This is a genomic window from Neobacillus terrae (assembly GCF_011393025.1).
GTDB lineage: Bacteria > Bacillota > Bacilli > Bacillales > Cytobacillaceae > Neobacillus_A > Neobacillus_A terrae.
On the sequence record NZ_JAAOEO010000046.1, the window covers coordinates 1 to 13,013 of the forward strand.

Annotated in this window: 15 protein-coding genes; 4 read left to right on the forward strand and 11 right to left on the reverse strand. The window is 36.5% G+C overall.

Annotation, left to right across the window (positions count from 1 at the left end; translation table 11 throughout):
* The first annotated feature begins 196 nt into the window (after positions 1–196).
* Entirely contained in the window at positions 197–616 is a 420-nt protein-coding gene (locus G8761_RS25785) for a YrvL family regulatory protein (protein ID WP_166030797.1), read from the forward strand.
* Between the two features lie 163 nt (positions 617–779).
* On the opposite strand, the gene G8761_RS25790 is transcribed toward G8761_RS25785, so the two are convergent.
* Positions 780–1,001, reverse strand: a complete 222-nt coding sequence (locus tag G8761_RS25790) for a spore germination protein (RefSeq protein WP_166030798.1) — start codon at positions 999–1,001, stop codon at positions 780–782.
* Between the two features lie 225 nt (positions 1,002–1,226).
* Between G8761_RS25790 and G8761_RS25795 the strand changes: the two genes are divergently transcribed.
* Entirely contained in the window at positions 1,227–1,424 is a 198-nt protein-coding gene (locus G8761_RS25795) for a hypothetical protein (RefSeq protein WP_166030799.1), read from the forward strand.
* 605 nt (positions 1,425–2,029) lie between these two features.
* Here G8761_RS25795 and G8761_RS25800 read toward each other — a convergent pair.
* Both G8761_RS25800 and G8761_RS25805 read right to left on the reverse strand, forming a co-directional pair.
* On the reverse strand, positions 2,030–2,329 hold the full coding sequence (locus G8761_RS25800; protein ID WP_166030800.1) for a hypothetical protein: 300 nt from the start codon (positions 2,327–2,329) through the stop codon (positions 2,030–2,032).
* A gap of 338 nt (positions 2,330–2,667) precedes the next feature.
* The gene (locus tag G8761_RS25805; protein WP_166030801.1) at positions 2,668–2,808 is read right to left on the reverse strand and encodes a hypothetical protein; all 141 of its coding nucleotides are present in this window, start codon (positions 2,806–2,808) and stop codon (positions 2,668–2,670) included.
* 264 nt (positions 2,809–3,072) lie between these two features.
* Here G8761_RS25805 and G8761_RS27770 point away from each other — a divergent pair, with 264 nt between their 5' ends.
* The gene (locus G8761_RS27770; protein ID WP_275940746.1) at positions 3,073–3,204 is read left to right on the forward strand and encodes a hypothetical protein; all 132 of its coding nucleotides are present in this window, start codon (positions 3,073–3,075) and stop codon (positions 3,202–3,204) included.
* A 464-nt stretch (positions 3,205–3,668) separates the two neighbouring features.
* Here G8761_RS27770 and G8761_RS25810 read toward each other — a convergent pair whose 3' ends face one another.
* Positions 3,669–4,214, reverse strand: a complete 546-nt coding sequence (locus G8761_RS25810) for an HXXEE domain-containing protein (RefSeq protein WP_166030802.1) — start codon at positions 4,212–4,214, stop codon at positions 3,669–3,671.
* A 126-nt stretch (positions 4,215–4,340) separates the two neighbouring features.
* Positions 4,341–6,245, reverse strand: a complete 1,905-nt coding sequence (shc, locus tag G8761_RS25815) for a squalene--hopene cyclase (protein WP_166030803.1) — start codon at positions 6,243–6,245, stop codon at positions 4,341–4,343.
* Positions 6,246–6,361: 116 nt separating this feature from the next.
* Here shc and G8761_RS25820 point away from each other — a divergent pair, with 116 nt between their 5' ends.
* Positions 6,362–7,498, forward strand: a complete 1,137-nt coding sequence (locus tag G8761_RS25820; protein ID WP_166030804.1) for a DUF2515 family protein — start codon at positions 6,362–6,364, stop codon at positions 7,496–7,498.
* Positions 7,499–8,069: 571 nt separating this feature from the next.
* Here the strand turns inward: G8761_RS25820 and G8761_RS25825 are convergent.
* From G8761_RS25825 to G8761_RS25850, 6 genes are all read right to left on the reverse strand, one after another.
* Positions 8,070–8,225: a hypothetical protein gene (locus G8761_RS25825; RefSeq protein ID WP_166030805.1), complete on the reverse strand. Its 156-nt coding sequence runs from the start codon at positions 8,223–8,225 to the stop codon at positions 8,070–8,072.
* A 459-nt stretch (positions 8,226–8,684) separates the two neighbouring features.
* Entirely contained in the window at positions 8,685–8,882 is a 198-nt protein-coding gene (locus tag G8761_RS28215; RefSeq protein ID WP_166030806.1) for a glycoside hydrolase family 3 N-terminal domain-containing protein, read from the reverse strand.
* A 60-nt stretch (positions 8,883–8,942) separates the two neighbouring features.
* Entirely contained in the window at positions 8,943–10,976 is a 2,034-nt protein-coding gene (locus G8761_RS25835) for a DUF2142 domain-containing protein (protein ID WP_166030807.1), read from the reverse strand.
* A gap of 33 nt (positions 10,977–11,009) precedes the next feature.
* On the reverse strand, positions 11,010–11,360 hold the full coding sequence (locus G8761_RS25840) for an EamA family transporter (protein WP_166030808.1): 351 nt from the start codon (positions 11,358–11,360) through the stop codon (positions 11,010–11,012).
* 5 nt (positions 11,361–11,365) lie between these two features.
* Positions 11,366–11,734, reverse strand: coding sequence for a DUF2304 domain-containing protein (locus tag G8761_RS25845; protein WP_166030809.1), 369 nt, complete (start codon positions 11,732–11,734; stop codon positions 11,366–11,368).
* Positions 11,735–11,770: 36 nt separating this feature from the next.
* Positions 11,771–12,469, reverse strand: coding sequence for a glycosyltransferase family 2 protein (locus tag G8761_RS25850; RefSeq protein ID WP_166030810.1), 699 nt, complete (start codon positions 12,467–12,469; stop codon positions 11,771–11,773).
* Positions 12,470–13,013 lie beyond the last annotated feature (544 nt).

Genomic DNA, 13,013 nt, shown 5'->3' on the forward strand with positions numbered 1-13,013 from the left:
TACCGTAAGGTAAACTACTATGAAAATCTAAGAAAACAGGAGAAAACGGGAGATTTTCCTTTCTTCATTGAGGGAGGATAGTTGAAGAAGGTGTGTTATAATGTTGGGCGATAAATGTTATCAATTTGAAAGTTTATGAAAAAGGAATTGTTACTAAATAATGAATCGTAAAAATAAAAAAAATCGATTTTGAGATATGGGTTTATTTGAAAAAGTATTGGTTATTACAGCTTTAACACTTGTGGTTGTCATATCCATTATGTTTGTTATTGGGAGTATATTCTTTGGAGTTGTAGGCTTTTTTAATTTATTTGGAGTTCAATATACATCACCATTCTCCCTTATTGGTTTTGTATTGTTGTTGTTTCTTTTTGGTGGTGTTGTGGATTTAATCTCTATAACTTTAATCACGGTGTTATCCCAATATGTATCAGGTAAATATCAATCATTTATCACACGAATGTTAATTGATTGCACATTTACTTGGTTAGCATTGCATATGGTAGATGAATATATGAATAGCATTACAATTCCATTGAAAACAGAAATCGTTGCCGTTTTATTATTATTCTTTATTGAAATTGCCTTTGATAATAGAGAAAAAAATAATAAGTAATTTTTACTTAATTGGTTTCTTATTCAACTAAAGGTCAGTTTAGTTGAATAAGGAATAAACCCTTAATGCGTATTTGATCCAAATTGTGACGTTTGGATATAGGAAATAAATAGAAGTGCCATTCAACGCTTCTTATAATGATAAATAATTGATTTAGGAAAAACTAGTTATCTCGGACGATAGGTTGATCAATCAAATCAGATTGAATTGTATTTGTTGAACTAAATAAAGTAAAAGTATTTACTTGAGCAGCAGTATTCGAAGACCCAGAGCCGTGATAACTTTTAGAAGCTGATTTAGGTGAAATAAAGAGAGCACCTCCAAACTCAACAATTGCAGATCCTGCAACATTATCAATCTTAATAGGAAATCCGTTACCTGTCATTTAAAACATCCTTTACTATTTATTGGAATTATATAAATATGCCAAAAATGCAGTTTTTGTTCTGATAATAACTTTATTAGTTCATCATCCTACGAACATATTGCGAAAGTGGAATTTTAAAGACTGTTGTTAATCAGTACGAATATTTTGTGTTTCATAAAAGACCCATAAAGAGTAACAAATAGGGTACCCAAAAGGGTACCTATTGTAAGGGGATAAATTAATATGGATGGTATGGTCCATAATGATAAGGGTATCCATATGGATGTTGGTACCCGTACGGATATTGTCCGTAATGGTGATGTTGGTGTCCATATTGATGATGGTGTTGTTCATAAGGATTATAGTGTGCTTGCTGATGTTGATAGTAATCATGATAAGGATATGGATTTTGGTACATTAAATCACCTTCTTTTTTTATAGTCCATATATCTTATGAGAATAAGGTAGCCATGAGTTTGTCAACTTTAAAAATAGGCTTTTTAATGTGGAATCCATAATAGAAGTTAATTTTAATCCAACCAGGAGATTTGATGAACAATACGATCATATTGTGAAGAAATGTACTTAAGCTAACGGGGGCTTTACTTCAAAAAGGAGTATAGCCTTTTTTTGTTGTTCCACTAAAGGGCAGTTTGTGGAAGAAGAAAAATCCTTAATACGTATTTGACAAATATAGCGAAATAAAGAGCAAAGCTAACAGGGAGAGGGTACTCTGGTGTGAAGGTAATTGCTTTGCTCTTCTCGAGTATATTCATAATGATTATCTGGTAATCATAACGGACATTCCATAAAAAAAAGGAACCCCTGAGGGTTCCATTGAAGAAACACTGGTTGGTTGAAGGCTTAAATTAATTGCTTATTCTATTATATAAGGAACGAAGGCTAGTGATTGGGCTACGATAATTTATTTTTGAACCCTAATGAGTAATAGAGTAAAGGAAGCACCCGACGGTGGCGTGCTTCCGTTTAGGTGTAAAGAGTATGGTGAATCAGTCAAAGCCCTTTAGGGAAACCCATGGAAGAACTTAAAAAGATGATGATTCACTTTTGTGTCTTTTGTGTTTTCTTTCCTTTTCATTGTTACAATTCACAATAACAATTGGATTTCCAACATTTTTTAAAGTAACAGTGTCAGTGTCATTTTGTGCCTGTGCTTGATTTTGCCGTTGAAGCTGAGCTTGAAGTTGAGCTTGAAGTTGAGCTTGAAGTTCCACCTGCCGCTGATTCTGAGATTGGACTACACGTTGAGTCTGTAACTGAGTTAGAAGTTGTTCTTGAAGAACTTCTTGGATTACCCTTAGTCTTTCCCTGACCCTTTCATCCATAATAATTCCACCTCCCTATTATCAGTTATTAGCAAGATATGAGATACATAAATAGTTTGAAACGGACAAGCGTGGATTCTTAACAACAATGAAACGGACGTCTAAGTTCCGCAATTTTTAATCATTAAAAAAGGAACCCCTTAAGGTTCCATAAAAAATGGTGGTGGAAAGTTAAGGTGGAAAATCTAGGTTTACCATACTTTGCTCACACTTTAATGTCCGGCAGCATTTTATGGACTATTTTATTTTAGTTATTATTGATAAGCCTTTCTGTTTAGATTTCTTATGGCCATTTGGATAGCCTTTTTTCTAATTGAACTATGGAAACCTAATCCTATTTAATCTTTAAATGAACTATTATGTAAAATAGCTGCGCTAACTTCAATTCGATTTTGATAATAAAAGATAACCACTTCTATTGTGTCTTGATGCTGATTTATATAGGTATGCCTATCACCATCTAACGGTATTTCAAACAATGAAAATTCCCCCTGAAAATGAATATTTGTACTTAAAGAAATCCTTCGACTGAAGGGCTATTGATATAAATATGAAAAACACCGAATAAAAATGACTATAGAAAAATCCAACAAAAAAATTTTTTTAAGTGGAGTCACTAAAGCAAAACAGAGTTAATTCAAACGGAAGTTGCAATTAGAGAGGAACTAAAAATTTAAAAAGTAATAGAAGGGTAGGTTTATTGTTGAATAAATATAATCATTTCAAATGGAGGAGGCTTAATTATGAGAAGCAGTTGTATGCATTTTAACATGGAAGAAGCTATAGAGGCCCTAGTGCGTACACCAAAAACACTGATGATGAAACTCATTATAAAATTGAAATATCATACAGTAACGGAATTACTCTTTTCTTAGGTGCATTACCAGCCGAAATACTGGAAGTTATTTAACTACCATGAAAATAAGTTTCGTCAAGATTAGAAAAATGACAATACTTAAGAAGACCCAGCTCAATAGAAAAAAAAGAGGAGAGGGTTAATTAATAAGTCTATGAAGAGGGGTGGACTGGATTAAGGTCAGTATCAGTATTGACACTTCCTACCTATTTTCATTCTCTGTGGTGCAACACTGATTTTGTGCTGCATGGATGGCTAACGGGCAGGTTAGTGGAAGAAGGAACCCATTGATATTCAAAACTAAAAGATAAGTTCATAAGCTAACGGGTGTGCGTTATTCAGTTTCACAAAAATATAAAAAAAGACTTCATCAGAAGTCTTAAATAAAAGCTTAATTCAATTTTTAGTAACCTCTTCTGATTAAGAGTTCAACATCTTGATTCTGAAAGGGTCAAGTGACTTTATAAAAAAGTCTGGGGCCAGTTATCGAATAAAATAACGACCTAAAAGATTGCCAACTAGGAAAACTAGGATCAAAATCAAACTGACCGGAAAACTGGTGAATATCAAATGCCAGTCCATCTGTCCATATTCAACTAAAAAATAATATGTAACGAGGCAGTAAGGGATAAGGAGGAACAGTGACGTTATGATGCCAGGCGTGTAGCCCCTGAACATAATGGTTTGAACAATATGCATGAATGCCTGCAAAACAAATAAATTTAGAATGGCTGTAAATAAAAGAAAACCTCCTCCGTTCGATGAATAATGGGCGGTCATCACTGTAGTGAATGAGATAATCAGTAAAATCCATGTAGCCGAAACAGCAAGTTGGGCAGCAGTCGAACCAAGTTTTTCTCTCATTCTTAACGTTAGTTCGACGAAGTTAGTTTTCGGATATTTGTCTTTGAGTGCAGCCATGGAAGATTCAATGGTTATGATCTCTTCTAAGTCATGGAAAATAAAAATGATGGGAAAAAACCAAATTAATATGTTAAGATCCAAAAATTGGTGGATCGCCCCTAGCATCTTTTGCCTACCTCCTTTTAGTTGGCAAGATTTTGCTTTGACTACTGATGTGGTTTGTTCATTTTATGGGACAGGATATAAAAATATGTCAAAGGTCACTCAAGAGATTTTTTGATACACAAAACCTTAATTAAAATCCTTGTGAGACTTAGCAGTTAGGAGCTGCCCACCTGTTAATTTTTGATAATGGGAGAGGGAAATCAATGGAAAAACATATTCATAACAATGATAATTGAGATAAAAGGATCCTGCCATTCCCCTTCCTTTTGGGTAGGTCGCCGTCCAATCTTTCTCCTTCTTATCCACTAAAAAAGCTGCACCGTTTTCAATTTCTGGAGTAACTACAGTTGCGGCCGAGATGAGTGTGTCAAGGGCCCAAGCGGTATGAGTGCGGGTACTTTCGCCCAACGGTACATAACAATTTTTAATATCACTTTTACAGGATTCTCCCCAACCCCCGTCGGGATTCTGAATTTTTCGCAGCCAAGTTAGAGCCTTTTGAATAGCTGGATGATTCGTGGAAACCCCAACTGCAACCATTCCCGTTACAGCCGCCCATGTGCCATAAATATACACGCCCCATCGCCCCACCCAGGAACCATCTGAATTTTGATGCCGCAACAACCAACGAATCCCATCTTTCACCATGGGATGATGAAGATCCAAATGGGTATAGTTTCCGAAGAACTCTAATGTCCTTCCCGTTAAATCAACCGTCGACGGATCAATCAATAAATCTATTCCACCCTCTATCGGCAACAAATTCAACAGTTTCTTATCCACATTCTTTTCGAATGCCCCCCAACCTCCATCCTTGTTTTGCATGGAAATGAGCCAGTTTACTCCACGATCCCATGCCTGCCGGCAATCCACTTGCTTTGTGGCCAAAGTACGTATTGCCCTCAGTGCAGCTGTTGTATCGTCAATATCTGGGTGGATTGTGTTCATGTCCGCAAACCCCCAGCCTCCTGGTAACAGGTTCGGTTGATGAATGACCCAATCCCCGTATTTGATATGCTGACGGGAGAGAATGTAATCATTTGCCTTTTGTGTAGTGTTGGATGAGTAGGGAACTCCGGATTCTTGCAGAGCATAATTGATTAAAGCCGTATTCCAGACCGATGCCGTCGTGTACTGGCAGTGAAGTTCTCCGTCAATCCGGCAAGTCATCGTTTTTAATCCTTGTACGGCACGAGTAATCACCGGATGTGTACTTGGATACCCCCTAGCCAGTAAGGCATAAATCATGAGAGAAGTTGTGCTGAAATAATTACAAAAGGTGCCGTCCGGTTCGATTCGGTCCAGCATATATTTTTCGGCACGAGATAATGCCAATTCGCGAAGGTTTACATGGGATTTCAGACCCTTAATCCCCTGTTTAATCAATTTGATTACCGAGCGGGCCTCTTCTGCCTGATCTTCTGTAAAAAAACGAACATCTTTTTTTCGAAATAAATCGGAGAGATTGGGCGATCGAGGCGTTCTCTTACGAAAATTCGTATTGGCGAGAATCAAAAAAGGGATAATGTTCGCTCTTCCGTACACGGAGAGGTCAAAAAGGTTGATTGGAAATGAGTCTGGTAAAAGCATCACTTCAATATTAATGGGGAAGTGCGGCCACTCACATTGTCCTGTTATGGCCAACATGATTTTCAAAAACATATGGACTTCCGCGGCCCCTCCGTTGGCCATAATAAACCGCCTGGCTGCCTGGATTTCCTTGTCTTTTCGATCCCGGTAACCAGAATAAAGAAGGGCATAATAAGCTTCCACAGTGGTTGTAAGATTTCCTTTTTCCTCATCATGAAACAGCTTCCATGACCCATCTTCCTGCTGTTTTCCGGCGATACGTTTCACCAATTCTTTTATGAACTCCTCATCATTTATCTCCAATGTCCGTAATAAGATTATCATACTGCAGTCCGTTGCGATCCCGGTCTCGAAAGGGTAATGCCAGGCCCCGTTCTCTGATTGGTCCTGGATTAACTGATCAGCGATTATGTTAATTTCCTTATATACCCGATGCCTCATATTACCCATCCTCTCCCAAATAATCATCTTTGTATTCATATTCCATGAGCAATATGAATATGCATCCTTTGAAGGGGGATGGCCGATACACTCAAAATGAACTTTGATAAAGGATGATGCCGTTTTTGCTAAACTCTTTATCTGATGTAAAAAAAGAATTAAAAAAAAAGATGAAAAAGAAATCTTCCGGCCTTCTGACCTGTTTATCAAAAAATGATAAACAATGTATTCACCTTATAAGAGAACAGACGAGAGAACTTAACCAAAACAATGTAAAACGGACTCAAGCTTATTTTCAGTTTTACCTTGAGCACCCTGAAATACATTGGGCCCTTCTCGGACATATGGTATCACGAAACGTCGGATGGAACATGACGGATTTAAAAGGGGAATTGCTGACAAAACTTCTGCCTGAAAGAGATCAGAAAGCTTTTTTTTCCTTTTTGGAACACGGCAGTTGGTTGATTTTTCAAGATGTGTTTCCTCAATTTTTGATTTATGACCTGAGTGTTAGGGGGAGCCAAGAAATGTTCCACCTTTTACCTTTTTTTTACATTTCCACCTTCATGGAAACGATGTGGCGTTATTTTTGGCACAGTGGGGATAGCTCTACATTGGCGATTGCGATGGTGATAAATGAACAAAGCTATCTGGAAAAAAGATTGATTCAAAATAATCATTTCAAAAAAACCGTAACAGGTACGGTCAGCTTTAAAATGTATGATTTTTTGCGTCTTAATAATATTCTTTTTCCCTACTATGATGGGGAAAAAAGGGAGAAAACTTTACTAGCCGGCGCCACCTCACGGTATTTCACTTCGCTCCACGAAAGAATTTTATTCGGAAAAAAATTGTATTCCCTTCTTTTTCAGCGTGAAGAGATTCTTGCAGGGGTCTTGAAATGGGCACATCAACACCCTCACACGGGCTCACGGAAAGATTATTGGCCTGATTTGTTTAATGATGTAAATGAATCCTTTCCCCGATCCCTTTATAAGCGGCGGATCAAGAATTGCATGTTGAGAAAGGGTGCCAAGCGGCTGTATAGCCCGCCTTTAAAATACGCCTGGCCGAATACCCCACATGAAGATGCGAAGAGCGGAGAGTGGTTTGAGGATTGGCAAGTTCTGGATTATATTCATAAAGAAGTAAGTTTGAGTGAAGAGATTTTAAATAATTATTGCAAAACCCTTGAAACAATTGAACTTGCGGTTATGGCGAAAGAAGCCCTTCTGTTACGCGAAGAAGAATAATCATTAACGAGCGGTGGTCTTGCCACTGTTCAAATGATGCCAGTGTAGAGCGGAATGATACTGTATAAATTTCCATTAAAATCCTACTAATATCTATTATAAGAGTTTTGTTGCCACTCTGGTTTGGCTTTTATAATGTGGATAACAGGTTCGAAATAAGTTCGTGATATATTGTACTTAAACAAAAGTGGGCTTATGTTAATTAAAGGTGTTGCTGCGGCAGCACCTTTTTTCTTATTTTGCTAAAGGGGAGGTTAGTTGAACAAGGGAATCCCTATTCCGTCCGCTGACGCACAGAAACAGGAAAAAATCGCCGTTTTTGGGGTCGGGTTTCCTGATTCTGATTATGCTAGGTATTTTTCCCACAAGAATGGCTGTCTCATGTGGTTTTGCTATTTCGCTATATCAACAACAAAAATACACACTATGTACGCAAGGGGGAAGTATAGTTGAATTTGTAACATAAACTTTTGGCGGATGGCATTAAAAGGAAACAAATTAAAACATCAGGAATACTTAATATAAACAAACAGGTGAACCCTACTAGCGTGGTACTAGTAGGGCATGTAATTTATTGATTTAGTCCTTCATCAGTTACTATTGGGTTAATCTCATTCGTACTACCATTTTTATTTTTCTCATTTGTAGCATTTTGTGCCTCAAGTTGATTAAGCTGGTTTTTCACTGATTGTGAGTCTGTTAAATTATTTTGAATGTCTTTTTTCATTTATCCATTACCTCCTTTCCTAATTAGGTTTAGAAGACCAATCCAATTTTATTCAGGTTATAATTTTGAAATTTCCAGAGATATAAACAGTTTTTCGAACAGGAAAGTGGTTGCTATGGAGAGATTGTGAAACATTGTACTTTCACTAACGGGGGCTTTACTTCAAGAGGATTAAGACTTTTTTGTTGTTTCACTAAAGGGCAGGTTAGCATTCCTGTAGAGCGTTATTTTTCATCTTTGAAAAAAATAGGAACACTGACAGGACATGAGGCTTCGGACTTTATCGAAAGACTTCTAGTATATGCGAATTTTCGAGAGAAACTCACTCAAAAGGGGAAGAAGAAATGACAGAGATAATCCGTAAAATAATAGGGTGGGTTTTTTAAAAGATGAGAAGTTGCCTTTTTAGTCAGCACTTTTACAAAAATACTATTTAATTTTTCTTCTTCAGGATTTAGTTTAGCATAAATAGTGGGGAACCATATCATAAGTAAATGAGATTATATGACCAGGAAAGTGATTAGCAGTGGCTAATAGGCCATTTTGTTGGTAACCCTTGATTTGGGCTGTAATTATTTGTGAAACCAAATTGGTTTTTTCTCCAAACGATCTAATCCCAATTAATGGATTTGTGGGGTTTATATTACCATGCGCCACCGGTGAATAGTTCCTTTTGCACCATTAAAAAAACTGGGAAGATACCTGCCTCCCAGTTTTTTATAAAAAGGTGTTAATTTGAATAAGATATGTTAATAGAGCAACATACATGCAACAATGGATAATCGTATACAGAAAGAAATTGAGATTTTTATGTTTATTGATAACCTGACGATTTGAAATGCTTAAGAACATGAAAATGGATACCGGAACCAAGTATCTCCCCTGGACGCCATTTACAATGGAGTGCCCCACAGGGGTATATCCTACATATAATGCAGTATAAACAAGCAATATAATAGCTAACATGACAAATACTATAATTGCCTTATCCATTTTTCTATATTTGTATAACTCAAGATCCCTTTCGTCATTCACTAGACCAAATAGAATCATAAGGAACAAAAACGTGTAAATAACGATGTCCGGAGTTGAGTAATGGTAGATGGAGATACCAATTCCAAGCATCCCTAAAAACTTGGATTGTCCTAAACCGATAAATGAATCAATAAGGACTTTTATATATAGGAATGGGTGTGTTAGTATAAACGAAATTTGACCCTTTGGTAATACCCCGGCATGTGTCCGAACATCCGGGATAGATAGATTAGCTAGGTTTAACCAATTCCAGATAAGATATGGAATAGTGAAGCCTGCGAAAACCAATAGTAATTTTTTAATGAAATCCTTCTTATCTATGAACTTCCTTAATGGAATAAGGAAAAAGAGAAAGGCTATTGGGTAATACACGATTTTCGAAACACAAATAAAAATTCCAATCCCTATTGTCGCCAGAATATGTTTAAGGGTAATCCTTTCTACATTTCCATAAGCCATGTATAATACATATGCCGTAAACAGGAAAGCAGATGAAATGATCATCGAATCACCGGACAATGTTGCTGCCTGATTGATTGACATTGGCAAAAGTGCCATGATATAAAAAAGATTTTTTTTAATCGGAACAATCTTTAAAGCAAAATAGACAATTGTTACATAGGCGAAAAGATTAAATATTCTGCCCAGATACATCATCATCATCGGGGAATCGAAGAAAAGTCTCCCCACCCATAACCCAATTGCTTGCGGGATATATATAGTAGGTGGATAGGACGATGCATAATTCCGGAAGAACACTCTATTTGACGGGGTTAATTTCGTTTCAAAAGCCTCTTTTACTATGTCGTATTGATATCCGGTACCGTTAATAAACTGAGTTTTATGGATGGTATCGATGAGGCTGCCCGGAATATAGTTTCCCAGACCATGCTGGGTTACCTGATTAACAAACATTCCTTCTGAAACCTCAAAGGACCGTAAAAAATGGTCAAATTCATCCAATTGGTCAAAAGGCGGAATGATAATGGCTAATGCCAGACCGATTGGAAGGCCAGTAACCAAAAATGCCTTATGCATTTCATTTTTATATCTTCCTAATAACACTATGGATAGTATAAAGATGATCAGGAATAGCGCTCCTGTCATAGCATACATTGGTTTGCTGATAAGCGTCCTGCTATGGATATCATATATGGAAAAACGGAGATCACCTGAAACATTATGGCCATTAATGGTCAGCCGCCCTTGTTTATAATGGTCCTCTGTACTTTTCCAGACAGCAGCAGATGCACTCTTTTTGACGCCGCTGGCTGTGATTGTCAATTCATATTTTTTTCCTTTGGCACCGTTTATTTTAGGGAAATTAAAAGTAGTTGGACGCCCGTTCTTAAGCTTATTCAAGTAAACTGTTTGTGTAAAAACTACTTTCCCATTTACATAATCCTTCAGTTCAAGGTTTAACGTACCTTGAGGTTTTGCACTGGTAATATGAAAAGGGATTTGAATCCGCGAAAATGAATTCCTTTTCGAAACAAAGGTTTGCGAAACGGTCGAATCGTTGGCAAAGTCCGGAATCGTCAAATCGCTGTAATACTGCCCTGCAGCTGTATTCTCTAACTCTTTTGCGGAAGTAAAAAAACCACTGTTTTCATTTATGACCAGCCAAAAAAGAAAAAAGACGACAATGGCAATCGTCCAGACCATCCCATAATTCTTTCGCTCAGCATAAACAGGACGCTTAATTCGCTCAAACAAAATAAAACACCTCCTTCTGACACTGATAAATGGTTATTTGACCACCAAATATACTCCTGCCAAAATAACAGCCGTACCTACCCACCTAGTGATGGGGATTTGTTCCTTAAATAGAAAAAGCCCCACAAAGAGAGCGAGAACATAAGCAACACTTTGTAATGGATATAAAAAGCTTAGCGGTAATTTTGACAGCAAATACATCCAAATAACCGTTGCGAGAATATAGAGGACAAATCCTAAAAAAATAAACGGGGAAAATACAAACTGAATGAACTTTTGAATAAGATTACCGTGAACGTGCATATTTCCCAAACCTATTTTCCAAGATGTTTGTCCAAGAACAAGACAAAGTATATTAACAAGTATGAGTACATATTTTAACATAAATGTTACCTCTCAACTGAGTGGGTGTTTTGCAGATTTTCCACTTCTTTTTTTAACAAGCCAACTTCCTGTACAAGCTTCGTAAACTTATTGGAAAGCCGGGAAATAGTTAATGTAAGACTAAAAATGAGAAAAAATTGAAAAGCGAATGATAAAAGAAAAATAGCATTAACTGGCGCTTTTATACTCAATACATCCGCAATTATTTTTGAAATTTGCGAGAATGATGCCAGCAGGATATTGAAAATACAGATAAACAACCAGAGCAATGAATATTTAAGCTCAAGATTATACTTTCTAATCATGTTTATAAAAGCAAAAAGTGTAATGACAGACGCAATTAACAGTATGATTTGTAATTGGGCGGAAATCATAGTATTCTCCTTCCATACAAATTTAAATTGGATGACTTATGCCAAACCGATCTTCCGCAGGCTATCGATAAAAATTGCTAAAGAAACTTTAATCATATAATAAACAGACTGGAACGAGGTAATGCTGGATTTACCACCAATTCTTTCATTCATAATTACAGGGACTTCTTTAATCCGGAAATTGTTTCTTAACAAATAGGCGATTGATTCAGGCTCTGGATAATCGTGTGGGTACCGGATGCTGAACTGTTCAATGACTTTACGATTACAAGCCCTAAATCCAGACGTAGGATCCGTTATCCTTTTTTTCTCCAGCAGGTTTATCAAGAAACTTAAATAACGAATGCCGGCCCTTCTCAAACTGGTTGATTGAAATCCTTCTTTTTTTAAATAACGTGATCCAATAACTAAATCAGCTGTTCCCTCCTTAATTGATCGAATAAGGTCGTTTATATATGCAGGATTGTGTTGGCCATCACCGTCCACCTGGATGGCTATATCGTAGCCATGTTCCCATGCATATCTATAACCGGTTTGGACTGCTCCCCCAATTCCCAAATTACATGGAAGGTCAATTACGTTAAATCCAAGTTTTTTGCCCAAGGCTGATGTATGGTCATTTGAACAATCATTTATGACAAGAATGTCAACCAAATCAATGTTTTTAAATTTTACTGCAAGTTGTTTTAAACCTTCCTCTTCATTAAAAGCAGGTACAATTGCAAGTATTTTCATCATTAACCTTCTCCAATCCCTTTTTAGGAAATATAAGAATGAGTATAGCAAGATTTCTTTTTTCCCTTTGGAAAGAATAAGAATAATACTCATATAAAATAGCACCTTTTATAAAATTGATTCCTTCGAAAATCACAATCTTTCACTTAACAACAAATAAATTATATACAAATAATATTAAAAAAATATTAAGAAAGGCTTAAAGGGAGCAAAATACATATCATCCCAATTTTATCCTTTTTATTTGCGCAGAATATTATGGCTTTTAGTGGAAGAATGGAGTGGACAGGGGGGAAATCCCAGAGAGTTGGAATCGTTAACCAAAATATTGAAAAAACAAAATTCCAAAAATCTCAGTACGGGGGCTATAGTTAGGATAGCTGAAAAAATAAAAAATAAATTAACCCAATTAAAGTACCTCGATATGGTATAATATGAATTAAGTTACTTCGCCGTTATTTGTCCATTTGATGGGCTCTTATACGGCTTCTTTTATGTTAAGAATATCTTGTTTTAACTTAAATAACTTAGCTCTTAGCTGTCA

What these genes read in the sequence shown, in the direction of transcription:
- G8761_RS25785 (WP_166030797.1), top strand. Translation starts at nt 197, where the DNA reads ATGGGTTTATTTGAAAAAGTATTGGTTATTACAGCTTTAACACTTGTG.
- G8761_RS25790 (WP_166030798.1), bottom strand. Translation starts at nt 1,001, where the DNA reads ATGACAGGTAACGGATTTCCTATTAAGATTGATAATGTTGCAGGATCT.
- G8761_RS25795 (WP_166030799.1), top strand. Translation starts at nt 1,227, where the DNA reads ATGGATGGTATGGTCCATAATGATAAGGGTATCCATATGGATGTTGGT.
- G8761_RS25800 (WP_166030800.1), bottom strand. Translation starts at nt 2,329, where the DNA reads ATGGATGAAAGGGTCAGGGAAAGACTAAGGGTAATCCAAGAAGTTCTT.
- G8761_RS27770 (WP_275940746.1), top strand. Translation starts at nt 3,073, where the DNA reads ATGAGAAGCAGTTGTATGCATTTTAACATGGAAGAAGCTATAGAGGCC.
- G8761_RS25810 (WP_166030802.1), bottom strand. Translation starts at nt 4,214, where the DNA reads ATGCTAGGGGCGATCCACCAATTTTTGGATCTTAACATATTAATTTGG.
- shc (WP_166030803.1), bottom strand. Translation starts at nt 6,245, where the DNA reads ATGAGGCATCGGGTATATAAGGAAATTAACATAATCGCTGATCAGTTA.
- G8761_RS25820 (WP_166030804.1), top strand. Translation starts at nt 6,362, where the DNA reads ATGCCGTTTTTGCTAAACTCTTTATCTGATGTAAAAAAAGAATTAAAA.
- G8761_RS25825 (WP_166030805.1), bottom strand. Translation starts at nt 8,225, where the DNA reads ATGAAAAAAGACATTCAAAATAATTTAACAGACTCACAATCAGTGAAA.
- G8761_RS25840 (WP_166030808.1), bottom strand. Translation starts at nt 11,360, where the DNA reads ATGTTAAAATATGTACTCATACTTGTTAATATACTTTGTCTTGTTCTT.
- G8761_RS25845 (WP_166030809.1), bottom strand. Translation starts at nt 11,734, where the DNA reads ATGATTTCCGCCCAATTACAAATCATACTGTTAATTGCGTCTGTCATT.
- G8761_RS25850 (WP_166030810.1), bottom strand. Translation starts at nt 12,469, where the DNA reads ATGAAAATACTTGCAATTGTACCTGCTTTTAATGAAGAGGAAGGTTTA.